This is a genomic window from Koromonas humicola, assembly GCF_059726255.1.
Genome location: NZ_AP040873.1, coordinates 4,052,152 through 4,078,151, shown reverse-complemented (window position 1 = coordinate 4,078,151; position 26,000 = coordinate 4,052,152). Strand labels below are relative to the sequence as shown.

Annotated in this window: 20 protein-coding genes; 5 read left to right on the top strand and 15 right to left on the bottom strand. The window is 55.9% G+C overall.

The window, feature by feature from the left end; genetic code table 11:
* Nucleotides 1-5 precede the first annotated feature (5 nt).
* From AC6IZD_RS17700 to AC6IZD_RS17690, 3 genes are read left to right on the top strand one after another with little or no spacing between them, the layout of a single operon-like run.
* Nucleotides 6-1,028 (top strand): glycosyl hydrolase family 17 protein, encoded by a 1,023-nt coding sequence (locus AC6IZD_RS17700; protein ID WP_497784879.1) that lies wholly within the window; start codon nucleotides 6-8, stop codon nucleotides 1,026-1,028.
* Entirely contained in the window at nucleotides 1,025-4,495 is a 3,471-nt protein-coding gene (locus AC6IZD_RS17695) for a 1,3-beta-D-glucan phosphorylase, GH149 family (protein ID WP_497784877.1), read from the top strand. The genes AC6IZD_RS17700 and AC6IZD_RS17695 overlap by 4 nt, the downstream gene beginning before the upstream one ends.
* 39 nt (nucleotides 4,496-4,534) lie before the next feature.
* The gene (locus tag AC6IZD_RS17690) at nucleotides 4,535-5,464 is read left to right on the top strand and encodes a glycoside hydrolase family 16 protein (protein WP_497784875.1); all 930 of its coding nucleotides are present in this window, start codon (nucleotides 4,535-4,537) and stop codon (nucleotides 5,462-5,464) included.
* 67 nt (nucleotides 5,465-5,531) lie between these two features.
* Here AC6IZD_RS17690 and AC6IZD_RS17685 read toward each other — a convergent pair whose 3' ends face one another.
* From AC6IZD_RS17685 to AC6IZD_RS17655, 7 genes are all read right to left on the bottom strand, one after another.
* On the bottom strand, nucleotides 5,532-8,222 hold the full coding sequence (locus AC6IZD_RS17685) for a hypothetical protein (RefSeq protein ID WP_497784874.1): 2,691 nt from the start codon (nucleotides 8,220-8,222) through the stop codon (nucleotides 5,532-5,534).
* Between the two features lie 18 nt (nucleotides 8,223-8,240).
* Nucleotides 8,241-9,176 (bottom strand): DmsE family decaheme c-type cytochrome, encoded by a 936-nt coding sequence (locus AC6IZD_RS17680; protein ID WP_497784872.1) that lies wholly within the window; start codon nucleotides 9,174-9,176, stop codon nucleotides 8,241-8,243.
* A gap of 197 nt (nucleotides 9,177-9,373) precedes the next feature.
* Entirely contained in the window at nucleotides 9,374-9,778 is a 405-nt protein-coding gene (locus AC6IZD_RS17675; protein ID WP_497784871.1) for a hypothetical protein, read from the bottom strand.
* 45 nt (nucleotides 9,779-9,823) lie between these two features.
* Nucleotides 9,824-10,561 (bottom strand): hypothetical protein, encoded by a 738-nt coding sequence (locus AC6IZD_RS17670; protein ID WP_497784869.1) that lies wholly within the window; start codon nucleotides 10,559-10,561, stop codon nucleotides 9,824-9,826.
* 17 nt (nucleotides 10,562-10,578) lie between these two features.
* Complete coding sequence (locus tag AC6IZD_RS17665) at nucleotides 10,579-12,090, bottom strand: efflux transporter outer membrane subunit (protein WP_497784868.1); 1,512 nt, start codon at nucleotides 12,088-12,090, stop codon at nucleotides 10,579-10,581.
* On the bottom strand, nucleotides 12,090-13,421 hold the full coding sequence (locus AC6IZD_RS17660; RefSeq protein WP_497784866.1) for an efflux RND transporter periplasmic adaptor subunit: 1,332 nt from the start codon (nucleotides 13,419-13,421) through the stop codon (nucleotides 12,090-12,092). Before AC6IZD_RS17660 ends, AC6IZD_RS17665 begins: the two co-directional genes overlap by 1 nt.
* Nucleotides 13,422-13,435: 14 nt before the next feature.
* Nucleotides 13,436-16,588, bottom strand: a complete 3,153-nt coding sequence (locus AC6IZD_RS17655) for an efflux RND transporter permease subunit (RefSeq protein WP_497784865.1) — start codon at nucleotides 16,586-16,588, stop codon at nucleotides 13,436-13,438.
* Nucleotides 16,589-16,747: 159 nt separating this feature from the next.
* Between AC6IZD_RS17655 and AC6IZD_RS17650 the strand changes: the two genes are divergently transcribed.
* Nucleotides 16,748-17,422 (top strand): TetR/AcrR family transcriptional regulator, encoded by a 675-nt coding sequence (locus AC6IZD_RS17650; RefSeq protein ID WP_497784864.1) that lies wholly within the window; start codon nucleotides 16,748-16,750, stop codon nucleotides 17,420-17,422.
* A gap of 67 nt (nucleotides 17,423-17,489) precedes the next feature.
* Here the strand turns inward: AC6IZD_RS17650 and fabF are convergent, their stop codons facing one another.
* The 3 genes from fabF to acpP (AC6IZD_RS17635) all read right to left on the bottom strand — a co-directional run bounded on the left by fabF (nucleotide 17,490) and on the right by acpP (AC6IZD_RS17635) (nucleotide 19,332).
* Nucleotides 17,490-18,728, bottom strand: coding sequence for a beta-ketoacyl-ACP synthase II (fabF, locus tag AC6IZD_RS17645; RefSeq protein ID WP_497784863.1), 1,239 nt, complete (start codon nucleotides 18,726-18,728; stop codon nucleotides 17,490-17,492).
* A 2-nt stretch (nucleotides 18,729-18,730) separates the two neighbouring features.
* Nucleotides 18,731-18,976, bottom strand: a complete 246-nt coding sequence (gene acpP, locus AC6IZD_RS17640) for an acyl carrier protein (protein WP_497784862.1) — start codon at nucleotides 18,974-18,976, stop codon at nucleotides 18,731-18,733.
* A gap of 110 nt (nucleotides 18,977-19,086) precedes the next feature.
* On the bottom strand, nucleotides 19,087-19,332 hold the full coding sequence (gene acpP / locus AC6IZD_RS17635) for an acyl carrier protein (RefSeq protein WP_497775249.1): 246 nt from the start codon (nucleotides 19,330-19,332) through the stop codon (nucleotides 19,087-19,089).
* Between the two features lie 234 nt (nucleotides 19,333-19,566).
* On the opposite strand from acpP (AC6IZD_RS17635), the gene dtd reads away from it, so the two are divergent.
* Nucleotides 19,567-20,004, top strand: a complete 438-nt coding sequence (gene dtd, locus AC6IZD_RS17630) for a D-aminoacyl-tRNA deacylase (protein WP_497784861.1) — start codon at nucleotides 19,567-19,569, stop codon at nucleotides 20,002-20,004.
* 84 nt (nucleotides 20,005-20,088) lie between these two features.
* Here the strand turns inward: dtd and AC6IZD_RS17625 are convergent, their stop codons facing one another.
* The 5 genes from AC6IZD_RS17625 to AC6IZD_RS17605 all read right to left on the bottom strand — a co-directional run bounded on the left by AC6IZD_RS17625 (nucleotide 20,089) and on the right by AC6IZD_RS17605 (nucleotide 25,734).
* Nucleotides 20,089-21,534 (bottom strand): deoxyribodipyrimidine photo-lyase, encoded by a 1,446-nt coding sequence (locus tag AC6IZD_RS17625; RefSeq protein WP_497784859.1) that lies wholly within the window; start codon nucleotides 21,532-21,534, stop codon nucleotides 20,089-20,091.
* 291 nt (nucleotides 21,535-21,825) lie between these two features.
* A complete protein-coding gene (locus AC6IZD_RS17620; protein WP_497784857.1) occupies nucleotides 21,826-22,038 on the bottom strand; it encodes a hypothetical protein in 213 nt (70 codons plus the stop codon).
* A 259-nt stretch (nucleotides 22,039-22,297) separates the two neighbouring features.
* Nucleotides 22,298-22,552, bottom strand: coding sequence for a hypothetical protein (locus AC6IZD_RS17615; protein ID WP_497784856.1), 255 nt, complete (start codon nucleotides 22,550-22,552; stop codon nucleotides 22,298-22,300).
* Between the two features lie 487 nt (nucleotides 22,553-23,039).
* On the bottom strand, nucleotides 23,040-24,203 hold the full coding sequence (locus AC6IZD_RS17610; protein WP_497784854.1) for a patatin-like phospholipase family protein: 1,164 nt from the start codon (nucleotides 24,201-24,203) through the stop codon (nucleotides 23,040-23,042).
* 175 nt (nucleotides 24,204-24,378) lie between these two features.
* Nucleotides 24,379-25,734: an esterase/lipase family protein gene (locus tag AC6IZD_RS17605; protein WP_497784853.1), complete on the bottom strand. Its 1,356-nt coding sequence runs from the start codon at nucleotides 25,732-25,734 to the stop codon at nucleotides 24,379-24,381.
* Between the last annotated feature and the right edge of the window lie 266 nt (nucleotides 25,735-26,000).

The following is a 26,000-nucleotide window of genomic DNA, read 5'->3' as shown; positions in this document are numbered from 1 at the left end:
TCAGAATGAAGAAGATCTTTCGAGCATGCATCGTACTGGTATTCCTATTCGTCGCAGCTCAGTTCAGTTTTGCTCAGATTGCCTCCACGGCCGCACCGAAAGTGAATCTCACCCGCCAGCAATGGAACGGTGCGGCCATTTGTTATTCCGGATATCGCACTGGTCAGCATCCGGACAAGAACTCGTTCCCCACGCAGCAGCAGGTGCTTGAGGATCTCACCATCCTCTCCCGCCACTGGAATCTGATCCGCGTGTATGGCTCTGATCAGCACACTGCTGACATTTTGAATGTCATCCGTGAGCATCACATTCCGCTCAAGGTCATGTTGGGAATCTGGCTCTCCGGAGCTCCCGGGCATGATCTTGAAAATGAGCGACAGATCGCGGGTGGCATCTACTTAGCGAATAAGTACCCCGAACTCATCGCAGCCGTCAGCGTAGGCAACGAAGCCCTGGTTTCGTGGTCCGACCACAAGATGACGGAAGCGCAGATGATCGAAGCGGTCGAACGCGTGCGCAAAGCCGTGAAGTCGCCCATCACTGTGGACGACGACTTCCTCTACTGGATTCAGCCCAACGCAGCGCTCGTGGATCATGTCGATTTCATCGCTCTGCACACTTATCCGGTGTGGGGCAAGCAGGACATCGACACCGGAGTTTCCGGCACGGTGGCCAATTACGTCAAGGTTCACCAGACTCACCCAGATAAGACTATTGTCCTCGGCGAAATCGGCTGGCCGACCTATACGCAAGGGCCGCAGCACGCTCCTCGCGCAGGCGATGAGAGCAAGCAGAAGATTTACTTCGACCAGATTACCGACTGGGCAAAGAAGAACAACGTAACCGCATTCATCTTCGAAGCCTTTGACGAGCCGTGGAAAGGCGAAGGCACCGAAGGACACTGGGGATTGTTCTCAGAAAGTCGTAAAGCAAAGCCTGCAATTCTCGAGCTCTATCCGGATCTGAAGCCGACTGGGCCCACTTCGCCCTCCTATGATGAGCAGCCGAAAGCGAAGGTGGGACAATGAGCGCCTCTGAATCAACCGGAGCTGCGGTACTTAGCCCTGCGCTCAAGCAAGCCGAAGGCGCATTCGTCGATGTGCGTGGTGAGCGTTTCTACCGGATCGCCAACTACGATGCCATGCCGCCGTTTTTCATGAGCATCGTCAGCCATTCGGATCACTATCTGTTTATCTCCAGCAACGGCGGCCTCACTGCTGGTCGCAAGGATCCTGATAACACGCTTTTCCCGTACTACACGGACGATCGGATTCATGATGGTAACGAAAACACTGGCAGTAAGACCGTGTTCCGCGTTTGTTATAAGTCCGAGCCCGTCGTATGGGAGCCATTCAGCATCCGAAATCAGGCTGCGGACACGTCTTCAGCCGTTACGCGCAATCTCTATAAAAGCGTTTACGGCAACAAGATCATCTTCGAGGAGATTCACGATCAGCTTGGATTGTGCTTCTCCTACGAATGGGCAATCAGCGATCGTTTCGGTTTTGTACGGAACTCTCGGCTAACAAATCTGAAGTCCTCGCCGCAAAGCATTCAGATCCTCGATGGCGTGCAGAACCTTATGCCTGCTGGAGTCACTCGGCGGTTCCAGTTGGAATACAGCACGCTGGTTGACGGTTATAAGCGAACGGAACTCGAACCTGAAACAGGTCTCGCCATGTTCCAGTTGACCTCGGTGCCCGTGGATCGTCCGGAGCCGAGCGAGTCGCTGCGCGCAAACGTTGCCTGGGCAGTCGGGCTGGAATCTCCTGTGCACTTAATCAGTGCTGCGCAACTGGATGGATTCCGCTCTGGTTGTGACATCAGTGAAGAGATTGATGTCCATGGGCAGCGGGGTGCGTACTTCGTTCACTCCTCGCTCGAACTGGTACCACACGCTACGCGAGAATGGAAGATTGTAGCCGACATCAATCAGGATGCTGCTGGTGTACGCCGCATCCTTCATCTCCTCGAGAGTGAGGCCGATCTCGCGGCAAAAGTCGACGAGGACGTAAAACTCGGAACCGAAAGCCTCGTGCGTCTTGTCGCCGCTGCCGACGGCTTGCAGCAGACCGGTGACGAAGCAAGCACTTGGCATCATTTCGCCAGCACATTGTTCAACATAATGCGTGGTGGCATTCCGGACGAGGGATACAGCATTACCGGAGCCGACTTCGCGAAGTTCGTGGCGGAAATCAACCGTCGCGTTGCCGCCGATCACCAATCGTTCCTGGCGGCACTCCCTGAAAAGCTGTTACATGCGGAGTTGCTTACCCGAGTTCGCGAACAGAACGATGCTGATCTTGAGCGCATCACTTACGAATATCTTCCCCTTACCTTCAGCCGACGTCACGGCGATCCAAGCCGTCCGTGGAACATCTTCAACATCCGCGTGAAGGATGAACAGGGTCGCAAGATCCTCGACTACCAGGGGAACTGGCGCGATATTTTCCAGAACTGGGAAGCGCTCAGCCATTCGTATCCGGGTTTTGCCGTCAGCATGATCTTCAAGTTCCTGGATTCCTCAACGCCCGACGGATATAACCCGTATCGCATTACGCGAGATGGCTATGACTGGGAAGTGCTCGACCCGCACGATGCGTGGTCCTTCATCGGATACTGGGGAGATCACCAGGTCATCTATCTTCTCCGCCTGCTTGAGCAGGCACAGCGCTACGAACCGACGCGACTTACGGAACTGTTGTCGCGTGAAGTGTTCTCCTATGCCAACGTTCCGTATCGCATTCTGCCTTACGCCGATCTGGTGAAGGATCCGCAGCGCACGATCGTCTTCGACTTCGATGCCCACCGCCGAACTATGGATCTTGCGGCAAGCCTCGGAGCTGACGGCAAGGCGTTAGCGTCTGCCGATGGAAACATCGTTAAGGCGAATCTCGCCGAGAAACTTCTGATTCTCCTGTTATCCAAGCTCTCGAACTTTGTTCCGGACGCTGGGATCTGGATGAATACGCAGCGCCCGGAGTGGAACGATGCCAACAATGCGCTTGTAGGCAACGGAGCGTCGATGGTTACGCTCTACTATCTGCGCCGGTTCATCGTCTTCGCGCGCGACCTATTTACTGCGAGCGGCACGCCTAAGGTCTCTGTGGCCGCCGAAGTCGCGGAATTGTTTGCTGCGATCCAGGATGTGCTTGAGCGTCACGTGCCATCCGAGGCGTCCATCTCCGACAAGGAACGCAAGGCGATTCTTGACGAGCTTGGCGAAGCCGCATCTCTCTATCGTCAACAGATTTATGCGAACGGATTCTCGAACGGACAAAGCTCAGTCGAGGTAGCGCAACTAACACGATTCTTCGATATCGCACTCCAGCACATCGAAGCGTCGATTAGTGCGAACCGCCGAGCTGATGGTTTGTACCATGCGTATAACTTGATAAAGATCGATGGCGATCAACTGCACGTGCAACAGCTTCCGCTCATGCTTGAGGGTCAGGTTGCTGTGCTCAGTTCGGGAGCTTTGAATCCACGTCAGGCTGCACAGCTCCTTGATGCATTGCGTGAGAGCCCGCTATATCGCGAAGATCAGAACAGCTATATCCTGTATCCGTACAAGATGCTGTCGTCATTCCTCGACAAGAACAACCTGGCTTCCGATTCTGTTTCGCGCTCAGCCTTGTTGTCTGCAATGATCGAGCGCGGCGATCAACGAGTGGTTGTTCGCGATCTCGATGGCGGAGTCCACTTCAACGCGTCTCTCCACAATGCATCGTTGCTGCGCGAGGCGCTGAACAAGATTGCCGACCCGGACTTGGCCGTTCTTGCAAAGCAGGAAGCTAATAAGATCTGCGACCTGTACGAAGAAGTGTTTCAGCATCGCTTCTTCACCGGCCGTTCCGGGTCTTTCTACAAGTACGAAGGCATCGGGTGCATTTACTGGCACATGGTTTCGAAGCTTCTGCTTGCTGTCCGTGAAGTACTCGCTGAAGCCGTGCAAGAGGGCGCTCCAGAATCGCTGCTTAGCCAGTTGCGCGCGCAATACAACAGCGTGCGCGACGGACTCGGAACGCATAAAGCGCCTTCGAACTACGGTGCATTTCCCACGGATCCGTATTCGCACACGCCGGGATTCGCTGGTGCTCAGCAGCCGGGCATGACCGGACAGGTGAAGGAAGACTTCATCGCGCGCCTTGGAGAAATGGGTGTCGAAGTCTCCTCCGGACGGATTCATTTCCGTGGAAATCTGATCACGAGCGACGAATTCCTCGCGGAGCCCGCAAATTTCCAGTTCTGGAATGTGAATGGCACGCCGCAGAGCATTGAACTCGCGCCCGGATGTCTGGCGTTCACACTTTGCCAGGTGCCGGTGGTCGCCCATTGCGGCGGCCCGCGGCAGATTGTCGTGACGCGCACGGATGGAAGCAAACGCGCCTTCGCTGGCGACGCGTTAGATGCAGCTACCAGCAGCAGCATTTTCCAGCGTGAAGGGCTTGTTCAGCAGTTAGACGTCTTCTTCTCAATGGATTCAGTGAACTAGATCAGCGGCATGAGTGCCGACAGCAGTAAGGAGTTTCACGTGAGCACAAACGGTCTTTTACGTCGTCTTATGCGAATCGCGGTTGTCGTTACGGTGCTGGGCACTCTTCTGCTCCTCTGTTCCTGCGGAGGAAGCGGCGGAAGCACATCCAGCAGCAACCAAAATAACGGCAGTTCAGGCAGCGGCACCTCTGGCACTAGCACTTACAACTGGAACGGCACTTGGACCCTGGCCTGGAGTGATGAATTCAACGGCACTGACGGCTCCGCACCGGATTCCGCCAAGTGGACCTACGACCTAGGATGGGGGAGCGGCGGCTGGGGGAATAACGAACTCGAGACTTATACCAATCGTCCTGAAAATGTCGTGGTCACCGGCGGTAATCTCGTTATCACCGCAAAGCAGGAAACCTATACCGGAACTGACGGTGTCAGCAAGAACTACACCTCGGCACGATTGAAGACCCAAGGTTTGTTCTCGCAGCAATACGGCCGTTTCGAGGCGAAGATCAAGCTGCCTGCCGGACAGGGCATTTGGCCTGCATTCTGGATGTTGGGAAATAACATTACAACCGCCGGTTGGCCGACCTGTGGCGAAACCGACATCATGGAGAATATCGGCAGCACGCCTGCGACGGTGTACGGAACGCTGCATGGACCTCTCGGCTCGGGATCTACACAGGCGGGTGGATCGTACGCACTTCCGAGCGGCAATCTGAGCGACGATTATCACGTCTATGCCGTCGAGTGGGAGCCCCAGGTTGTGCGCTTCTACATTGACGACAACAATTACAAGACGATTCACAACACTGACTTCACAACAAGTTCGTCATGGGTGTTCGACAACCAGCCGATGTTCATCATCCTGAACCTGGCTGTCGGCGGCAACTGGCCGGGGAGCCCGGACTCAACCACGCAGTTCCCGCAGAAGATGCTCGTCGACTACGTTCGCGTTTACAAGCGTCAGTAACTTCCTCCATCGACGCACTAAAAACGCCCCGGTATATCGGGGCGTTTCTTTTTGCGCGCAAGTTTGTTTAGAACGCATACCGCAGTGACAACGTACCGACGTTCGCTCGGAAATTGCGTGGTAGCGTCACAATCTGGTTGGGTGAGATGTTTCCTTCCTTCTCGTTATAGTCGTAGTACCCGTAATAACCTTTGAACATCACACCCCTGGCCAGTTCAACGCCGATGCCCGCATTCAGCACGTGCCAGTTGAACACCTGCGATCCCGGCGGTTGGTTGGGGAATGGCCCGAGGAATGGAATTGTTCCCACGCTCGTGGTCGCTCCCGTAACAACCGTGCCTGGATTGCCCGGAATTCCTGGCGAGTTGCCGAAGATATCCCCGAGCACTTGCAGCGGAGCACCGTTGTCGCCGCGTAGCCAATGATCATTGCCGTTTGTGGTTGTCAGATCGTAGGCCACGTGAAGATTGACCCGATGCACAGGGCGAATGTTGAGAGCTGCGAATGCTGTGTGCGTGCTCTCTTGATAGAGTTGGTTCACCGGAACCGTGAATTGGTTCGGGGTAATGTTGAACTGTGCCGGCTCGGTGGGCTGGTTGGTCGTCACCGGACAAACAGCCGGTGCGCCTCCGGCAACAATTGTGGGCGATGACAAAACCATGCAGGCCGGGATTGTGAACTTCTGATCCATATAGGTCCAGCCTACGTCCACGCCGATTCGCTGGGTTGGTTGGAGACTTGCGCCAAACGTGTAGTAGCGGTAGTGGCTTTGCGTACCGTAGGCCGGGGTATAAGCCGCAGGGAATAGATTCTTTCCCGGTCCATCGAAGTTCACGGCCCAGTCGTTGCGTGTCTCAATGATGTGAACGGCGCCATTGATGCTGGACCAACGATTCAACTTGTAGCTCGTGTTCGCCCTAGCGCGCTGTTCATGCCGCGGAGCAATTTGAGTGTATGCATTGTCTGCACTCAGTAGCTCTGCGTCCACATTGATATGCCAGGCATCCGTTGGACGAAGCACGACGCCTAGAAGTGCTGCGTGCAGATTCAAAGGCTCAGAACTGACAGGAATGTCCACCGGAGCTGCAGCTGTTGCTGCGCCAAGCCCGCCGCCTGCAATCGTCGGAACATTCGTCCCGCTCGAGATGAACGCCGAGCTCAATTCGCGGCGCCCGAAGCGGTATCCGACATAGGCTCCGAACAGGCGGTTCGGATTGAAGTTCAGCAGCGCAGTGTTGAAGTACGAGCGCTCGCCCAGCAACGTGTTGAATACTGCTGCCGTACTCGCGATCAGACCGGCAGGAGCAAATCCGCTTGTCGTAACCCCCGGAACACCGCAAGGCGCTCCCGTAGGCGTGGACAAGTTCGCACCCGCTGCCAAGTTCGAGAAGCAGTTGGTATTTGTAGGATCAAAGAATCCGGGTTGCCGCCAATTGACCCAGCGGAACTTGTCTGACACGCTCACGCTACGGGTGAGGTGATATGTCACCCCTAGATCCGCATTTGCCGAAACCCGGTTTGTGTTTGCAGGACCAACGATCTGGAACGCCGTGTTATTGGTGCGAGCGACCAGCCCGTAGAAAAGCTCGTTGTAGTTCAACAGCTTCGAATTGCCCGAACTGTAGGTTCCACTGGCGGTTATATCGAGCTTGTGGAAGTAGTTTGATTGGAACGACAACTGCGACGTGGGAAGGAACGTGCGAACGTTGTGATTCCGCAGGTACGAGAACACGCCGGTGTTACAGCGTGAATTCAGTACTCCCGGAGCCGTGATGTATGGTTGCGGAAGTCCTCCCACTGTGACTGCGCACGGCGGATAGTAAACCGGGATGAACACTGGTCTCCCGCCCGCGCCAAGGGTGAAAGCATTCACCGGGTTGTTGATGTATCCGGTATCCACCCTGTCGTGCTCAAAGAACTGATCAAAACTTATTGTGGTACGTGGCAATACGCGCACATCCACCCCGACGCTCCAGCGATCCGAGCGCCACTTCTGCTTTTGATACAGATCGATGTTTACGTCTTCGAGGGTTGAGTCTACTGTGCCCTTGTCATCCGCCCGGGCGAAGCCAAGGCGCACGCGGAACGCCGATTGCGGAAACAGTTGCAGGTTGAAATCGCCCATGTTGCGCGTCGTAACCTGCAAATGCGGGCTGTTCGTGTAGAAGTAGTTGCTCTGTGGCGAAAACGCCGCAGCACACGGATTCACCCTACCGGCTGTTACGGTCGAGCAGTTCGTGATCCCAGGGTTTAAGGTCTGAGGATTGGCGAAGTAATTGTCGTTGAAGTAGTTCCGATCCCGGCGATAGAGACCGACGAAGTTGTACCACTTACTCTTCTCAATCCGCACGCGTCCCACATCGTTCGGATCACCGCCGAAACCAAAGCTGCTTACGTAAAGGCTATCGAAAAAGCCGCCGGTCCCGCGTGTCATGGGCCGAATCGTCAATTCCTGCCCAAGTAACCGGGGGCCGCTATGCAGATCGACGAACGTGTCGTACATCTCATGGTTCCCGTTCACGTCCGCAATGCGGCCCCCGAATTCGACAGATTGCTGCACTGTGTAGCGGCGCCACACGCGTCCGGTTCCAGCCTGATCGTTTCCCTGATCCGCATCCTGTGCTGCCGCAAAGTAGGGAACCATCAGCACGAGGGCTGAAACGGCCATCAACCAGCCTTTGCCGTGGTTGCGAGTTCGTAGCGGCCCTCTTCCTGTGAGGAGAAGTCGCGACGAGAGCTTATTTACTGAATTGGTCATCTCTTCTCTCCTGCTCCTTTACTTGAAGAAGACATCGCTCACGTTCGAGCCGTGGATACTTGAGTGGCAGTCGATGCACTGCTGAAGTCGAGTGTTCTGGCTGTGTCCAATGGCGGATGTCGCCGCATGGCACTGCAGGCACAACGAGTTCGTGCGTGCGCTGGTAAGCATGCGCGGATTCGTGGACCCATGCGGGAAGTGGCATGACGTGCAACCTTCCACTTTCACCGGTTCATGCTCGAATACGAATGGACCTCGCTTGTCCGCGTGGCATTTGAAGCAGATAGTGTCCTGGTCGGGTGTGGAGCGTAGTTGGCGCGTGCGCACCGTGCCGTGAGGATTATGGCAATCGGAGCACGACATCAACCCTTCCTCGACCCGATGATGGAAGGGCTTCTGGAAGTCAGCGCGCTGCTCCATGTGGCAGGAGTAGCACAGTGGCGTTTGGCTCTGCACCAGCAGAGATTCCATCTTCGAGTGGTGTACAGAATGACACGATATGCAACTGACGCCACTCTCATTGTGGGTCGAGCGCAAGAAGTCGCGTTGTTGTGGACTGGACTCGTGGCAGCTCAAGCAGCGACGGCTGATGTCTTCGGCGCGAGCATCCTTGAACCGGAAGATTTTAGTTTTGTCTCCGCCTCCTTCGACGTGTGCCGATCCCGGTCCGTGACACGATTCGCAACCATGTACTTCCTCGCCGCGAATCTTGGGCAAGTTGGTTCGATAGTGTGGGCTGCCTTCGATGTTCTTGAACTGGTCCTCATGGCACCCTTTGCAAGTGTCTGAGCCGACGTAGTTCGCTTTGTAGGGAGTTGCTGGGACGTTACTTCCCGCGACATTTTGGGAAGTGCCAGCGTTCTGGCCAGTGAGAAATGAAGCCGTTCCAAGCAGGAAGGCGGACAGCAGGAGCAATCGAGGTCTTTTCAGCCGACCTTTTGCAGGTTCTTCCATTCTCGACTCCTTCGCGAAGGACTCATCAAAAGATCCGCAAATGCGAATCACGGGCAGACAGTGGTGTGGTCTCGCAGAACACGCACGATATCCAAGCTTCGGAAATCATTGCGCATTGGGATTTGGCCTATGTAGAGGTGGGTTGCCAGTGAATCGCTATCGAAAAGAAAAATCAGCGAGCAGAGATGCTCAATATTTTAGAAGGATTCGAGAAGAGTATTACGTAGGTCAGGGGATGAGATGAAGCACATTTCCGACGCTCTTCGCGCCATTCGTTCGTACCACATCGTCACTTCGCAGATTTCATCGAGTGAACTCGTTGCAAACAACCAACGTTGGCGGAACATCAATCGGGTGATCATACTGTTGATGGCCAGGCATTGGCGCCGAACATCCGCGATGATTTCGCTGTACTCGGGATTATCGGGAATCGAGTTGTCGCCGGAATTAAGTGTGAATGAAAGCACAGCAGAGATATTGCTCTTCATCATGCGCAAGCGCGGGAGTGTCACCTCCGTATCGCTCCCCGCACTGCGGATTGGCTGCAATGCGGAGATCAAGCCCTCAACGGACCGCACTTCGATTTTGCGCGCGTCGATCATTCGCCCGACTCTAAGCCTAAGTTGTTACGTGAACTAAGCACAGATTCACCTTTTTTCACTGGTGAAGTCAAGTGCGTTTTTGAATCGCCTCATTTCGTCCAAAGAAAGAGTGTTTGCTGCACGCTCGGGTCGCGCGAAATATATGGCCCAGACCAAGAGTGCTACGCCAAATGCGGCCATGTCGATGGAGCTAAGAGTGTTTGCCCATTCCAGCCCATAGTGGGTCGCGGTGACTAGCGCAACCACCAGGTCCACGCACATGTACACCAGGTACCCGATACCGATTCCGTAGGTGCGTTGCGGCCAGGGAAGGCCGAAGTAGAACGACGTAATGGCAGTGATCACCATTGCCCCGCAAAAGAGAATCGACACTGATCGATTGGCCACCACAACTGCCGTCACAAACGCATTGGGTGAGGATCGTGGGATTGCGAGAGCAGATACGACACTGCCGGAAATGAGCGCCAAGCCTGTGCCTTTGAACCAGCGTAGCGTCGCCTTGGGCAAAGTCGAGTAGGGACGAAACACCGCTGAGAAGATCTCGACAAAAACCGCCAACACGAGCAGGACCTGAACGAGTCTCAATCCGCTGTTGAGCCGGAAGTATAAAGCCTGTTGGTGCAATGCCACCCACATCAGCAGACTCGTTTTCAGGCACGACACCGAGATATATGCCGTAAATGCGGGTTGCCGCCGCCACGCACGGCGCCAAGCGATCTCCCCCAACAACACCCATTGGAGCAGAGCGTTAATGGTCCAAATGGTCCAAATCAGCGCAGACACTCAGTTCTCCTTGCCAGCTACGGCTGCACGATCTGTCCTGCTTGGGGATGGACCACCTGCTGGTTTAGTTCGTTCGCGTCCCATCCGCCACCCAGAGCTTTCACCAGGTAAACCGAATTCACCATGCGTTGGCCGAGCAACTGTGTCGCAAGTCGTTGATTGTTGAGCAGCGTGCTCTGTGCCGTGATTACATCCAGATAGGTAGTCACACCACCAACATAGCGGTTATTGGCAATCGCCAGTTCTTTTCGCGCATCTTCCACCGCGGCCGCTTGCGTATTCGCCGCTTGTGCCAGCGTCTGCAGGTTGCTGATGCCGTCCTCGACTTGCTGGAAGGCTTCGAGCACCGATTGCCGGTAGTTTGCTACGGCAGCATCGTACGCGGAGCGTGTCGCTGCCAAATTTGCGCGGTTCCTGCCACCTTGGAAGATTGGTTCCAGTGCGTCGGCTCCCAGGGACCAGAAGAAGCTCGGCGCATTTGCCAGGGTCGTGATGTTACGGCTTTGCAGTCCGCCCGAACCGCCAAGAGTGATGTGAGGATAGAACGCCGTGCGGGCGATGCCGACTTGGGCATTCTGGTACGCAATCTGCCGTTCCAGAGACGCGATGTCAGGACGCCGCTCCAGCACGTCAGAAGGAACTCCAAGCGGCAATGGCGGAGGCACCGCATTCAGCGGAGCAGAACCCACATTGAAGTTGGAGGGAGGCTGCCCTAATAGCACCGCGATGGCGTGTTCATATTGGGCACGCGACTGTTTCACCAGTGCCATCTGGGTCAAAGTCGAATCCAGCAAAGCTGCCTGTTGCGCGACTTCCAGCCCGCTGGCAACGCCGCCATTATGGCGGTTGTTTACCAGTTCCAGGCCCCTGCGCTCGTACCCAACCGACTCCTCAACAACCATCAACTCGGCATCGAGTTCGCGCAAGGTGAAGTAGTCTGCCGCGAGCTCCGCGGTCAGCACCAGTTGCGCGTTCTGCAGGTCGGCCGCCGTCGATTGCAGACTCGCGTTGGCTGCCTCGACATTGCGCCGCACACGCCCGAAGATATCGACCTCGTAGTTGATCTGAAATGGCAGCGTGAAGACGTTTTGCGTATACGGAGTGGGTGACACCAGCGCGGGGTTCGCTCCGTTCAGAGCGCGATTTCCCGATCCACGCTGTCGCAGTGCTCCGGGATCGGCCGAAAGCTGCGGGAACTCTCCGGCAGTAGCCACACGCGCCAGCGACCGCGCCTGCTCCAGTCTGTTGCGAGAAACCTCAAGCGACTGGTTTTCCTTCAATAGCTGCTGTTCATATGCGTCCAGTTGAGGATCATGGAATACCTGCCACCATGCGCCCTTTGGAATCGAGTCCTTTGGCGCAGCCTGTTCCCATGGCGGCGCTGTCTTCCATGCATTCGGAACAGCCGTGGTCGGCGCGGTTGCCGTGGGACGCTGATAACGCGGCCCCACGGTGCATCCTGCTGCAAGTCCCAAGGTCGCAAGCGCAGCGGCGTAGATCGCCTGTTTTGCTGTTCGTGCTCCGCGCATTACGACGCGCTCCCTTTCTGATTGCCCGGATTCTGCGGACGTGAAACGTTCACCGGTTGACCATCCTCAAGTGAATCCGGAGGATTGATGATGATCTGGTCATTTGCCTCAAGCCCGCTGAGAACCTCAAGCATGGCACCGTAGTCGCGACCAATATTCAACCGCCGCAAATGAACCTTGTTGTCCGCACCCACCACTGCGACCTGTGGCCCTTGCGCGCGGAAGAGCATTGCGTTCACAGGAACCGTGAGCTTCTGCACGTTGGCTCCGACCGCAAAATGCACCTGCCCAAACGATCCGGGCAGCAGCCGTCCATCTTTGTTCTCAACATCGACTTCCGTAAGCAGCGTGCGCGTCTGCGGGTCAATTGCTTCCGCCGTGCGCGCCACGGTTCCCACAAACTTCTCGCCAGGGAACTCCTGCAACGTCACAGCCACCTTCGAGCCTGTCTTGATTAGCGGTGCATACGCCTGCGGCACGCTCGTAAATACGCGCAGCGTGTCCACCTGGGCGATGTCAAACAGTTCGCGTCCACCAGCTCCAGCGTTGATCAACGCGCCTGGATCCACGTTGCGGCGAGTCAGCACGCCTGAAAACGGCGCGTAAACATTCTTGAAGGATTCCAACTGCTCCAACCTGCGCACGTTCGCATCGGCAGCGGCCAAGTTGGCTTTACTCTGCTGATATCCGCTGGTCTGCTGATCGGCTTCCTGCGCGGAAACCGAATCGGTCTTCCGCAAGTTTTCCCAGCGTTCTGCGCTTATCTTTGCCAGTTGCATTTGCGAGAGAATCTGCTGACGTGCCGCCCGCACCTGGTTCAGCTCCTGATCAACCTCCGGAGTCTCGATCTGCGCCAGCAACTCGCCCTTCTTCACGCGGCTGCCAATGTCCTTGTACCAGCGCAGCAGATACCCGCTCGTACGCGCAAAGATCGGAGATTCCTTAAACGCCTGCAGCGAGCCGGGCAGTACCAACTCTTCTTCCGCCTTTTCCGGTTGCGGATTCACAACCGCCACCATTGGCACAGCACTTCGTTCCGTCTCTTTCGCCAGAGCATGTTCGTGATTAACGCGCGCGAGCAGCGTGATTCCACCTGCAATTAGCAGCAACAGCACCACAGCGGCCACAAACGTCAGAGCCCTGCGTGGAGGTGCAGGAGGCAGTTCTGGCGGTGTCTCCACGTGCGGAGGCTGATGCTTCGAGTGTCGCTGCAGTTCTTCGATTTCCTGGTCGCGCTCCGCCTGCGTCTGGATGTGCCGATGATGCTCGCTCCCGTGCGCGTTCTGCTGCCGCTCCGGTAGAGTGTGATTTAAGTCGTTCTCAGTACTCATAATTACTCCGATTCCTATTCCTGCTCAGCCCGAGCCTGGCGTGCTTCCAGTCGGCTATGGAAAATTGCAAAGACACTGGGCACAAAGAAAAGTGTGGCCACCGTCGCAAACATGAGTCCGCCAATCACGGCTCGCCCAAGTGGCGCATTCTGCTCGCCGCCTTCACCGAAGCCGAGCGCCATCGGCACCATGCCGATGATCATCGCCAATGCCGTCATCAGTACCGGGCGAACACGCGTGAATCCTGCGGCAATCGCGGCCTGAATGGCAGGGACACCTTCATCCATCTGCTCGCGGGCAAAGCTCACCATCAAAATGGAATTCGCCGTGGCCACGCCCATGCACATCACGGCGCCGGTCAGCGAAGGCACACTCAAAGTTGTGTGCGTCAGCAGCAGGAACCAGCAGATTCCGGCGAGCGCTCCTGGCAACGCTGAGATGATGATGAATGGATCAAGCCACGACTGGAAGTTGACCACAATCAGCAGATAGACCAACACGATCGCGCCGAGCAGTCCCACCCCAAGTCCAAAAAACGAAGTTCGCATTGTGCTCACCTGCCCGCGCAGCACAATCTGCGTACCTCGCGGCAAGTGGCCCTTGAACTCTTGGATGACCTTATCTGTGGCGGACGCCACTGCTCCGAGATCGCGGTCCTGAGTGCCGGCGTAAACATCGATTACAGGCTGAATTCCGTAGTGGTTCACCACTGCTGGTCTCGCGGCTGGCGATACTTGCACAAGGTTTCCCATCAACTGCGCACCTTGTGGAGCGTTTACTGGAACTGCCATTAGATCATCGAGACTCGTGATGCGATACTGCGGCGTTTGTACGGCCATCTGGTACGTCACGCCGTTCTTCGGATTCAGCCAGAAGTTTGGCGAAGTCTGAAAGCTGCCGCTCAGAGTTATCAATACGCTTTGGGCAACGTCGCGCGCACTCAGCCCAACCTGTGTGATTCGCGTGCGATCAAGATCCATGTGCAGCGTGGGCGACGACAGCAGTTGCTGAACGTGGACGTCAGCTGTCCCGGGAATGTGTCTCATCCGGTTTGCGATCTGTTGTGCAATCTGGTAATTGCTGTTCATGTCGGGCCCGATCACTTGTACATCGAGTGGTGCGGGCAAGCCGAAATTCAAAATCTGCGTTACGATGTCGGCTGGTTGGAAGAAGAACTCGACGCCGGGGAACTTCTGCGGAAGTTCCTTGCGCAACTGCCGTATGTGGTCCGCCGTGGGTTTGTGGTGCTCAGGATCAAGCGAAATCAGGATTTCGGCATCGCTGCTGCCCACAGTTCCCGAAGAGCTATACGACTGGTTGATGCCTGAATTCGGCAGGCCGATGTTGTCGAGAATCGTTTGGATCTCTTTACCGGGTATTTGGCGATGCAGTTCCTGCTCAACCTCGTCGCATAGCTTTGCCGTTTCCTCCACGCGCAGGCCGGGACGTGCACGCACGTGAAGTCGCATCAAGCCCGCATCGACCTGTGGGAAGAAGTCTTCACCAAGGAATGCGATCAGTCCAAGTGAAAGCAGGCAGAAGGCGAGAAAACCAGTGACGAACACCCCGCGATGCGCAACCGTGGTTTCAAGAATCGCCTGATAGCCATGGCGAAAATCGTCGAACTTGCGCTCGAAGCCGCGTTGGAAGCGCCCCATAAATGTTTTCGGTCCGGCGGCGCGATGCTCGTGTCCACGCATGATGTACATCACCAGCGTGGGAATCAGGGTTCGGGAAAGCAAATAGCTGGCGAGCATGGCGAAGCTCACGGCTTCAGCTAGCGGCACAAACAAGAATCGCGCAACGCCCGTCAGGAAGAACATGGGGACGAACACGATGCAGATACACAGCGTTGAAACGAACGCTGGAACTGCAATTTGCTGCGCGCCGTCGAGAATCGCCTGACGCATTTCCTTGCCCATGCCAAGGTTGCGTTCAATGTTTTCAATCTCGACCGTCGCGTCGTCCACGAGGATGCCGACGGCCAGTGCGAGTCCTCCCAGCGTCATGATGTTCAGCGTTTCGCCGATGGCGGCCAATGCAAGAATAGAACAGAAGATCGACAACGGAATCGATATCAGAATGACGATTGTCGGACGCCAGTCACCGAGGAACAGCAGGATCATCAGGGCCGTCAACAGCGCGGCGGTCAGTGCTTCGTGCAGCACGCCATTGATCGAGGCACGCACAAAGAGCGATTGATCGAACAGCGAACTGACCTTTAATTCAGGAGGCAGCGACTGTTGCGCCTGCGGCACGATCTTCTTGATGCCGGACACGATCTGCAACGTTGAGGCGCGGCCGTTCTTGTAAATCGACATCAGAGCGCCGCGGTTGCCATCCTGTCTCACGATGTTTGTCTGCGGTGCGAAGCCATCGCGAACGTGCGCTACATCGCGCAAATAGAGCGTGGAACCATTTGTCGTTCTAACCGGTAGGTCGTTCAATTCCGCGATGGTTGCGGGAGTGCCGTTCATCTCAACGTTGTATTCAAGGTCCGAGAGCTTTGCGGTTCCAGTCGGCAGAATCAAATTCTGCGCATTTACGGCACTAACGATGTCGACCGGTGCGAGGTGATAGGACTGCAACTTTGCCATATCCAGATCGACTTGAACCTGTCGTATCTTGCCTCCGTAAGGATAAGGCGTGGCCGCGCCCTCTACCGTGGCCAGCGATGTACGCAAAAAGTTTTGTCCTAAGTCAAATAGCTGCTGCTCAGGAAGTGTCTTGCTGCTTAATCCCAATTGGATAATTGGCGTCGTCGATGCACTGTAGGAGATGACCAGCGGAGGCGTTGTTCCGGGTGGGAGAGATCGAACTGTCGTCTGGGTAATGGCCGTGACTTGAGCGATTGCGGTCTGAATGCTTGTGCCGTGACGGAAGTAGATCTTGATGATTCCCAAGCCGCTAACGGACTGCGACTCCATGTGCTCAATGTTGTTTACGGTAGTAGTGATGCCGCGTTCAGAGTTCAGAACAATTCGTTGCGACATGTCTTCCGGAGACATTCCCGTGTAGAACCAAATAACGGAAACCACGGGGATATCGATCTCCGGAAAAATATCCGTAGGCATCATGAAGATGGTGATGGGCGTCAGAATGAGGATGAGTAGCGCCATCACTACAAATGTGTACGGGCGCCTCAGGGCTAAAGCAACAATCCACATGGATCGGAATCACTCCAGAAAAGCCGGCTGAACAGAATGCCCGCGTTTCCGGAGGGGCTTCTGCCGAATACAATCTTTAGATTCGATACAGAGCGTCTTAGATTGAGAATGATAGAAAATTCTATCAACTACCCCAAAACGCATGCTAGCATCGGCTCGATGAGCAAAACGGTAAATATTGGTAACGACGTGCACAGCAGGCGCGCTCCTGGCCGTCCCCGCTGCGAACGGGCACATCAGGCCATTCTTAGCACGACGCTTAAGTTTCTCGAATCGAAAGAAAACGGATTTGCAGATTTGACGATCGAGAACATTGCAGCTGAAGCTGGGGTTGGCAAGGCCACCGTATATCGTTGGTGGCCGACCAAAGCTGCTCTCGTCGCTGATGCCTTCGCAAGCAGCGTCACCCAAAAGCTGCATTTTCCTGACACGGGCTCAGCCCGAAGAGATATCTCGCTGCAAATGCGGCAGCTTATCAAGATATTGCGCAGCCGCCGCGGTAATATCGTTGCGGCCATTCTGGGCGGCGGTCAGAGTGACCCCACGCTGCTTCGCGCATTCCGCGAACGCTTCCTTAAGCCGCGCCGCGCAGAGGCCTACTCCACTCTGCAAAGAGGAATCGATCGCGGAGAGCTGCCGCCGGATCTGGACTTGGACCTGCTACTCGATTCGCTTTACGGCCCCATCTATATGCGTTTCCTGATTCGTCACAAGACGTTGACGCCCGATTTTGTTGATGATCTTTGCGATGTCGCCTTCGAAGGCGCCCGTAGTAATAAGCGCGAGTTGCGTCGCAACGCCGCACGCGCGTCGGCTGCTCAGGTCGCAAAGTGAGTGAGGACTCATTCGAAAGAAAAACCCCGCCTGCTGGCGGGGTTTTATGTTCTTTGCTGAATTTGCGCTACTCGGTCCAGCGCTTAAATACTAGCGAACCATTCGTTCCGCCAAAGCCGAAAGAGTTGGACAGTGCATACTGCAACTCCGCCTTGCGAGCCTGGTTGGGAACGAAGTCCATCCCTGCGGTTCCCTCGTCCTGATTCTCAAGGTTTATGGTTGGCGGAAGGGTCTGGTTGTAAAGAGCCAAAACCGTGATGCCCGCCTCCAGTCCACCTGCACCGCCCAGAAGGTGGCCGGTCATGGACTTTGTGGAGCTTACGGCAACTTTGTGCTCGCCAAACAGGTTGCGAACCGCGCAGGCTTCCAGTCCATCGCCCACAGGCGTGGATGTGCCGTGTGCGTTGACGTAACCAATGTCGGTCGGCTGCAATCCTGCATCGCGAATGGCATTGCGCATCACGCGGAACCCACCTGCACCTTCCGGCGCGGGCGAGGTGATGTGGTAGGCGTCACCGCCCATGCCGTACCCGACGATTTCGGCGTAAATCTTTGCACCGCGAGCCTTTGCGCGCTCTAGCTCTTCAAGAATGAGGATGCCCGAACCTTCGCCAACGACGAATCCGTCGCGGTCGCGGTCCCACGGACGACTGGCGTGCTGGGGATCATCATTGCGCGTTGAAAGAGCGCGCATTGCCGCAAACCCGCCGATACCCATCGGCGTGATCGAGGCTTCAGCTCCGCCGCAGATCATCACGTCCGCGTCGCCGCGCTGGATGATCTTGAAGCTGTCACCCACTGCGTGAGCGCTCGTCGTGCAGGCAGTGGCGCTGGCCATGTTGGGGCCTTTTGCGCCAAAACGAATGCTAACGTGTCCGGCAGCGAGATTCACGATCGTAGCAGGGATGAAGAAAGGCGAAATCTTTCGCGGACCGCCTTCCATCAGCGCCGTGTGTTCGCGCTCGATAACGTCGAATCCGCCGATACCTGATCCGATATAAACGCCGACTGCTTCTTCGTTTTCCGGCGTAATCTTCAGACCGGACGAGTTCACCGCTTCGGTGGCCGCAGCCAACGCGAAGTGGATGAAACGTCCCATCTTCTTCAGTTCTTTTTTGTCAACGAAGTTCAACGGGTCAAAGTTCTTGACCTCGGCTGCAATAGTGCAGGCAAACTGCGTTGTGTCGAAAAGGGTAATCGGGGCAACACCGCTTTTACCTGCCAGGAGGCTTGCCCAAACCTCCTCCGTGGTATTGCCGACGCCGCAAACGAGCCCAAGACCTGTAACAACAACTCGGCGCTTCAAGCTTACTTCCCGCCTTTCGCGTGCGCGTTGACGTAATCGACTGCGTCTTTCACGGTCTTGATCTTCTCGGCGTCCTCGTCAGGAATTTCGATTTCGAAGGCTTCCTCAAAGGCCATCACCAGTTCGACGATGTCCAGGGAGTCGGCACCCAAGTCGTCCTGGAAAGAAGCGTTGGCGGTGACTTCACTCTCTTCCACCCCTAACTGCTCCACGATGATCTGTTTGACTTTCTCTTCTGACGAAGCCATTCGATTCTCCTTAGTGAAATGGAAACGGCACACGCCGGGACAGTGATGCCCGGAGGGCTACTGTGGCCGTTTCTTCCTAATTCTATTGTACAGAGATGTTGGGCAGCTTGTTACTTCGAGGCCTTGGAATGTGCGCTGATGTAGTCAACCGCGTCCTTCACGGTCTTGATCTTCTCAGCGTCTTCGTCCGGGATCTCGATGTCGAAGGCCTCTTCGAACGCCATAACGAGTTCAACGATGTCCAGCGAGTCGGCGCCCAAGTCATCTACAAACGAGGCCGAGGAGGTGACTTCCGCTTCATCCACTCCCAGTTGCTCGACAATAATCTGTTTCAGTTTCTCTTCTACAGCAGCCATTTTGTTGGCGCCTCCTGCAAAAAGTTGAGCCGCCCGGCAAAGTAGTCGGCCTACTTATGATTATCTTTGAGCCAGACGATTCCGATTAGCATCCTAACCGTTCGATTTTGTGAAGGTCAATGCGCAACTGCAATAAAGGATGTCAAGTACAGGAATGAACCTCCCGGGGCGAAACCAGAACGTCACTATCCAATGTGCACTCTGTTGAGTTTTACTCAGGGCATGAGAGCTGTTGTGCAACGTGTTTCACGGGCCCGGGTCACCATGGAATCTAGGTCTACTGGCCAAATAGAGCGCGGCCTTCTGGTCCTCTTGGGCGTGGGTGCCGAGGACGCCGAAGCGGATGCAGAATATCTGGCCCAGAAGATTGTGGCTTTGCGAATCTTTGAGGATTCTGAAGGCAAGATGAACCGCAGCGTTGTTGAGGGGGGCGGGGCGATGCTGGCAGTTAGCCAGTTCACGCTATATGGCGACACAAGGCGGGGCAAAAGGCCATCGTTCGACTCTGCGGCGCGTCCAGAGCGGGCTCGGAGCCTGTATGAGTATTTCGTTGAGCGGGTTCAGGCGCTCGGAGTGCGATGCGAAGTCGGGCAATTTCAAGCGCATATGCAGGTCGAACTCGTGAATGATGGTCCGGTCACGATCTTGGTGGACTCAAAAAAGACGTTCTAAGCATATCTTCTTTGGTTAGTAACTTATTTGTAAGGCGAGTACCAACAAGTCAATGTTTACGCTCGACGGGGTGTTGCGTGTTGGCTAAATGAGTACTGCTGGCGATTCGATGATGTGGAATTGGTTACTGATTCGCATCAGAAGGACAGGTTCACAATGACCGGTGTGCGAGGTGGTACATGTCACGAACGTACTTCCCGGTGAAGTGGCGTTTGCGGACATGTAGCGGATCACGCCGAAGATGGGTCGTTCGAACCATGGGCGATCGAACTTGCCCGCAATTGCCCAAGCCACTCCGGCATATCCATTGGGATCGCGGCCGTCGAGGAAGTATTTGTCATTGAGACAGATTGCAGTCTGGTAGGCCACGGCGGGCGATGGCGACCACTCGAGAATCTTCTTGGCCCAATACATTCGCATGTAGTTGTGCATCCAGCCGAGATGCAGCATCTGAAACTGGGCGGCGTTCCAGAGCTGATCGTGCGTCTGCGCTTGTTCGAGTTCGTCTCTGGTGTAGAGAACAGGGCGGCGATCGGCGGTGTGAGCGGCCAGAGTCTTATGCGCCCACGGCTCGGCACACTCAATGGAATCGTAAACAGGGTTATAGGTAACGAAGTTGACCGCAAGCTCTCGCCATGTGATCAGCTCGTCGAGATATTTCTCCTTCACGATCTCGGGCACTTTCGCGGCTTGTACGGCAAGCGCAATGGTGATGGGGCTGATGTGTCCGAAGTGGAGATACGGAGACATGTGGCTGGTGGCGTCGCGTTCGGCGGCCCCCTGCAACTCCGGGTAGTGCGCCAGATCGTTGGTGATGAAGTGATCGAGACCGCGCAAGGCTTCGGTCGTTCCTGCTCGAAAGCTGGTCACCGGTGAGACGCTGCGGTCGAGTGACTTCCATCCGGCGGTGACGTCGAAGTCTGGAGTGCTGAGGTCGAAGGAGTCGACGCGCTGCGTGAATGTGTGCTCGGCCTTCGGGTTGTGCGAGGGAATGAGGTAGTCGGCTGCGAGTTTCTCGAGGCGTGGACGAATCGTCCGTGCCGCGTACTGTGCCTTGAGCAGCAGCTTGCTGGGAACAACGACGTCAGCATCGACCGTGTAGTAAGGGATGTGAAGCTTCTTCGCGAGCACGTCCCGCCAGTGTCGAGGTTCGCGGAGGGGGTTCTCATCGCCTACAAGCAGCGCGGCTTCGACTTCATCGCAGAATGCTGCAACATCGCTGTGAGGATGGCGGCGCAGGACGAATGCAATGTTGCGCTCGGCCAGTCGATGCGCGGTGTCCGGAAACGCCTGCTGCATGAATGCGTAATGACGGAGGTTGGCGTTGGGATAGGGAACAACTCCGAAGAAAACTGCAACGGGCAAGCCAAGCGAGTTGCCGAGATCGACAGCGAGGTCGAGCGCGGGGTTGTCGTGAGCGCGTTGCGCACGCTGCATCCAGTACACAACACAGCGCCCTTTCGGAGTGCCAGGGCGGCGAAGCGTGACGCGTTCTTTGTATGAGGCAAGGATAGAAGCAACGCCGGCCATGGACTCATTAGAGTACAGCAAGGGCGGATAATGGGGCGTTCGTGTCAGATCAAGATGAACCCAGAGTTGCGGGCCACCAATGTTGGCGGCAATGAAATGCTGCCACCCGCGCTAACGAATGCAGCCACTGCGTAACTTACGCGGTATCGTTAAGCTGCCGGCCAGGGCAACGAAACGAAACGGTGCCATCAGACCTCGGCTGGATCCGTCGAGCCAAAGTCCAAAACGGGATACCTCATGTATTCGGGATTAGCCGCCAGGAATGTATGGATGGGGCGTGGATTGCAGCACCTAATGGCCTGAGCCGTCGCCCTCGGACTTGCTCTTCCGTGAACCCCATGAAAGGGTGAGCACGTAGAACGCCGTGCCAAAGAGACCGAAAATCACGCTACCCATGGCTGCGGGAATCGAATGGCTCCTGGAGTAGCCAAAAAGAAAATCAAATGCCGCGCACAACAAAAACACAATCACAACACCCTTAGCCGTAATTTTGTAATTGCTCATGCGACAGCCTCACACGGATTATGCTCTTCAGCGCAACGCAGCGGAAGTGTAACTGTTGCCTTCAGAGTATGTCGCTCCAACTCCCGAAACGGGATACGTCAACGCTACGGGATTAGCCGCCAGGAAGCGCTACCGAATCAGGCTGAGAATCTCTTGGAAAACTGGGACGGCGAGGAACACAACGTAGGAAAGGTCCAGACTTAGCGATTACGCAGTCACGAAAAAACTCAGGCGAGTTGAAGCATGCGGGAGTAATGGTTTATCTCTTGCCGATCAGCGTACATAGAATCCACGCCGAGGTGCCGATGATCAGGGCACCCAATGCGCGCACCTGAACTCCTCCCCAACGGCTTCCATACCGCTCTCTAGTTAGCACGCCTGAAAGCCTAAGCCAATTCGGCAGTCCAAACCACGCCTTCGGTGACAGAAGCATGTAGAACGCATTAATGAGCATGACTGTCACCGTGACGGCAAATCCAAGCCAAAGACCGATTTGTTTCAGTTGGCCTACCATAGTTCGCAATTCCCAGACGCAACCGTGTGAACAGACATTTCGCCATTTGCCCTAAACGCCACATGTGTTACATCCTAAAAGCGAGAGTAGCTAAGCGATTTGGAATGTTCAACCTAAATCGGTAGAGGGTTTTAGATGGCGGCTACAGGGCTATTCATGACTTATCCCGGATTGGAACAGTCACCGGGACGGCAGCATACTCTTGCACTCGGTGGCAGCATAACTCTGCGCTGGGTGGCAGAATTGGCTGCTCTCAACCCAACTGCTGAAGCTTGTAGAAAGTGACACTGGGCGGGGTGTGATGGTGTGAGCCGGGGCTGGGGTCATTCGCCTACGGCTCAGGATGACACCTAGAGACACAGAACTAGCAAGACACTGTCTTCTGCGGCAGAAGGCTATCAGGACAAGCCAACGTCAAAATCAAAGACTCCACCCTAAACTCGAACGCGAGTTTAGTATGGGCACCCGCGGATTCGATTACCGATCATCAGTCATCGGCGTACAGAAACTCCTCGATCTCATCTATACGGTTGCTCGCATCGGTGTAGCCGATATCGATGAGTTCGCGCGTATAGGGCGACGTGAACAGCAGATAGCTCAACAAGTCGGAACAGGACTCGGCATCTCGCCCCAAGCCGTACAAGAAGTACTTGATCAGGGGCGGCATATCGCGCTGATGTTCCCAGGCGACTTCTGAGAGATCGACGGACGGCGTGATGAGTAGCGGCTCTAAGGGACGAAGCTGTTCGTGGTCCTCTCTGCCGTCCAGCTCAGGAGGCGCATGGGCGACCAGTTCATTCAGATGGACAAGGTGTTCAACGTCAGTCGCAAGATGGTCCAGGAACATTGCGTCGAAAAGCACTCCCATGACCTGCGAGATGGAAGGTTCACTCAGGTCCACCGACGTTTCCTTCTGGCGCTCCAAAGCCTCAGCCCGTACTCCGATGGCCACAATCCTGGTTGCGCCCAGCCGAATCACCGGGCTGAGTGGCTGCTGGAGACGGATGCAGCCGTCGCCGAAGAACGCGAAGCCTTTGCCCACCTTTAGCCTTACGGGCTGAAACACAAGTGGGATCGCGGAGGAGGCGCATATGTGCTCAACCGTTATAGTGGCAGGAACGGTGATGAGGCGGCTTCGTTTCCAAGTGGGATGGCCTTTTCTTCCCTGGATGAAGAGATAAGCCCTTCCTGAGGTGTAGCTAGTTGCGGAAATTGCCAAAGCGTAAAGATGTCGATTCCTGATGTTGCCTTGGATTCGTTCACAACGCAGGTGGCGACGCAGGAAGTGTTGCAGGGGAAGTGCATCGAGCAGAGAACGCGCATTGCCACCGCCCAGTGCGCCTCCGAAAGATAAGTCCCGTATCCAGGTAAGAGAGTTGACGGCCTGGGAAACAAGATCACAACGGAAGACCTCCCCGGGGATGAGGTTTGCCCACGCAGCAGAGGTAAGTTTTGTTGCCAAAGGTAAGTCGTCACTGCCAGCGGCCATTGCAGTGGCGTTTATGGCACCGGCGGAAGAGCCTCCAATGATGGGGAACGGATTTCCCTGTTGCTGAACACGCGGGATCTCGCCGATGCGCTGCAGTACTCCTGCTTGATATGCGCCCCGCGCACCGCCGCCGGTCATGACCAGACCGAGTGTGTTTGCCATGCAGGGCACCTCCCGCGGTGCAGCGCTGCAGTCCGGGATAATATTGCCTCCGGAAAGCGCTGCCCACCAACTGATCCCCCGCAGTATCCACCGAATCCCGCGGCTCTCGTGGTGGTGGGCACAGGTTGATAGTCTTACCGTCCCAATTTGGGCAGAAGAGGCGCGCCCCCGGAGCCTATGCCACTGAAGCCACTCGGAAATTTGATTGGGTAGCGAAGTTGAAGACCGTGGCCCAGACGTCTTCGAACTTTTGCTGAGTGAAACGCGAGCCCGAACGAAGGGTGTTGTAGCTCTGGTATTTGCGCCCTTCGTCGGCAGGCGAGGCGAAGACGCGCTGGAAGTGGCCAACGATGTCCAGATGATCGGCCAGGACAACATGAGTTCTGCCGAACGGCCAGAGCATCGATAACGTGTTGACGATGCCATCGTTGTCCCAGAATTCAAGATTGAACTGCGGAACTTCGGTGCGCAAAGCCTGCATTTTGCGGGAGCGGATCCAGGTGGGAAAAGGTCCTCCGGCGCAGGCGAGATAACAGAGACGATATGAGATGTCGGTGCCTGCAGCCGCTCCGCTTTGCAGCAGAAGTTGGGGATAAATAAACGGATTTGCAAAATCAAGAGGCGCAACGCGACTCCCGGATGCGAATGCGAAGGGTCGGTGTCCGACGGTGGCGAAAGACAAGGACGTGATGCGTCGCGATTCCCATATCTCATGCTCACGGGCACGGGTTTCGAAATCGAAATGCGCAGGACTGACGGGGCCTTCGGCGGGCGGTTGCGATGTGAGATCGTCAATCACATGAAAGTCAGTGGCGATGTCGCGAACGTAAAGTTGGAGGTTGGCAGCGGCGCGGTGTGCTGCGGCGCGGCGCAGTGGACCGGCACTTCCGTAGTTTTCGTTGGCCTCGGTGAGACAGTCACGGACGGCGAGAAAGAAATCGGCATCGGTAAAGCAGGCGGCAGCTCCGGCCAGTGATTTCTCAACGAAATCGATGGGGTAAACCTGAGAGGCGCTTACGGCAAGGCGCATCTGTTCGACGATGGCACGGCGAAGGAATCCGTATGAGCGCACCCAGTCGGCGATATTCGTTCCCCAATGGGGTACGGAAAGAAACACAACACGATGCAGGTGATCGAGGATTTCGCCAGACGTGACCGCGACTCCGTTATCAACGAGGTTCTCATGTTCGGGGTGCTCGGCGAGATTGAGAATCAGTTGGCGGATATCGAGGCCTCCGGTTGAGTGCCCGACCAGAACGATCTCGTCGTCGGCGTCGGTACGAATTTCTCCGCGAGCGATGCGGCTGGCAAGATAACGCTCAAGGTGTGTGGCGCGAGTGACGACGGCCGCGGTGGGAAGGTTGTCGAAATAGTGGAGCACTGCATTGGGGAGATTGGCTTTCCATTGCTGAAACAGGCTGGTGACTCCAGAGTAGTACTTCACGTTGCCGAGCGCGTCGAAGCCGCCAAAACCGGGTATGAGCACGACGTGAGTTCGGTTGCGGAAACTTGAGTCGTTCTGACGAGGCATGGCGACCTCCTTGCCGGTTCAGAAGAACTGGGACTGCGAACGCGACGAAGCGACCTGCCGCTTGTGCCTTGGGTGTCCGAGCACTGGAACGATACACCTTGTCTGTGAACCATGCGGGCCAGCAGCGCGAAGTTTTGAGGGCCGTTCCAATATGAAAAGGCGAAGAATCGGCGGCCACGAGCGTGCATTGAGCGCTCGCATATCTTGCAAGGGACTACGTTCTACGTCTGGAACTGGGGAGTTACAGGGCTCGCATCGTATTATTC

What these genes read in the sequence shown, in the direction of transcription:
- AC6IZD_RS17615 (WP_497784856.1), bottom strand. Translation starts at nt 22,552, where the DNA reads ATGGTAGGCCAACTGAAACAAATCGGTCTTTGGCTTGGATTTGCCGTC.
- AC6IZD_RS17610 (WP_497784854.1), bottom strand. Translation starts at nt 24,203, where the DNA reads ATGGCAAACACACTCGGTCTGGTCATGACCGGCGGCGGTGCGCGGGGC.
- AC6IZD_RS17620 (WP_497784857.1), bottom strand. Translation starts at nt 22,038, where the DNA reads ATGAGCAATTACAAAATTACGGCTAAGGGTGTTGTGATTGTGTTTTTG.
- AC6IZD_RS17650 (WP_497784864.1), top strand. Translation starts at nt 16,748, where the DNA reads ATGAGCAAAACGGTAAATATTGGTAACGACGTGCACAGCAGGCGCGCT.
- AC6IZD_RS17665 (WP_497784868.1), bottom strand. Translation starts at nt 12,090, where the DNA reads ATGCGCGGAGCACGAACAGCAAAACAGGCGATCTACGCCGCTGCGCTT.
- AC6IZD_RS17675 (WP_497784871.1), bottom strand. Translation starts at nt 9,778, where the DNA reads ATGATCGACGCGCGCAAAATCGAAGTGCGGTCCGTTGAGGGCTTGATC.
- AC6IZD_RS17625 (WP_497784859.1), bottom strand. Translation starts at nt 21,534, where the DNA reads ATGGCCGGCGTTGCTTCTATCCTTGCCTCATACAAAGAACGCGTCACG.
- AC6IZD_RS17685 (WP_497784874.1), bottom strand. Translation starts at nt 8,222, where the DNA reads ATGACCAATTCAGTAAATAAGCTCTCGTCGCGACTTCTCCTCACAGGA.
- AC6IZD_RS17655 (WP_497784865.1), bottom strand. Translation starts at nt 16,588, where the DNA reads ATGTGGATTGTTGCTTTAGCCCTGAGGCGCCCGTACACATTTGTAGTG.
- AC6IZD_RS17695 (WP_497784877.1), top strand. Translation starts at nt 1,025, where the DNA reads ATGAGCGCCTCTGAATCAACCGGAGCTGCGGTACTTAGCCCTGCGCTC.
- AC6IZD_RS17680 (WP_497784872.1), bottom strand. Translation starts at nt 9,176, where the DNA reads ATGGAAGAACCTGCAAAAGGTCGGCTGAAAAGACCTCGATTGCTCCTG.
- AC6IZD_RS17660 (WP_497784866.1), bottom strand. Translation starts at nt 13,421, where the DNA reads ATGAGTACTGAGAACGACTTAAATCACACTCTACCGGAGCGGCAGCAG.
- acpP (WP_497775249.1), bottom strand. Translation starts at nt 19,332, where the DNA reads ATGGCTGCTGTAGAAGAGAAACTGAAACAGATTATTGTCGAGCAACTG.
- acpP (WP_497784862.1), bottom strand. Translation starts at nt 18,976, where the DNA reads ATGGCTTCGTCAGAAGAGAAAGTCAAACAGATCATCGTGGAGCAGTTA.
- AC6IZD_RS17700 (WP_497784879.1), top strand. Translation starts at nt 6, where the DNA reads ATGAAGAAGATCTTTCGAGCATGCATCGTACTGGTATTCCTATTCGTC.
- AC6IZD_RS17605 (WP_497784853.1), bottom strand. Translation starts at nt 25,734, where the DNA reads ATGCCTCGTCAGAACGACTCAAGTTTCCGCAACCGAACTCACGTCGTG.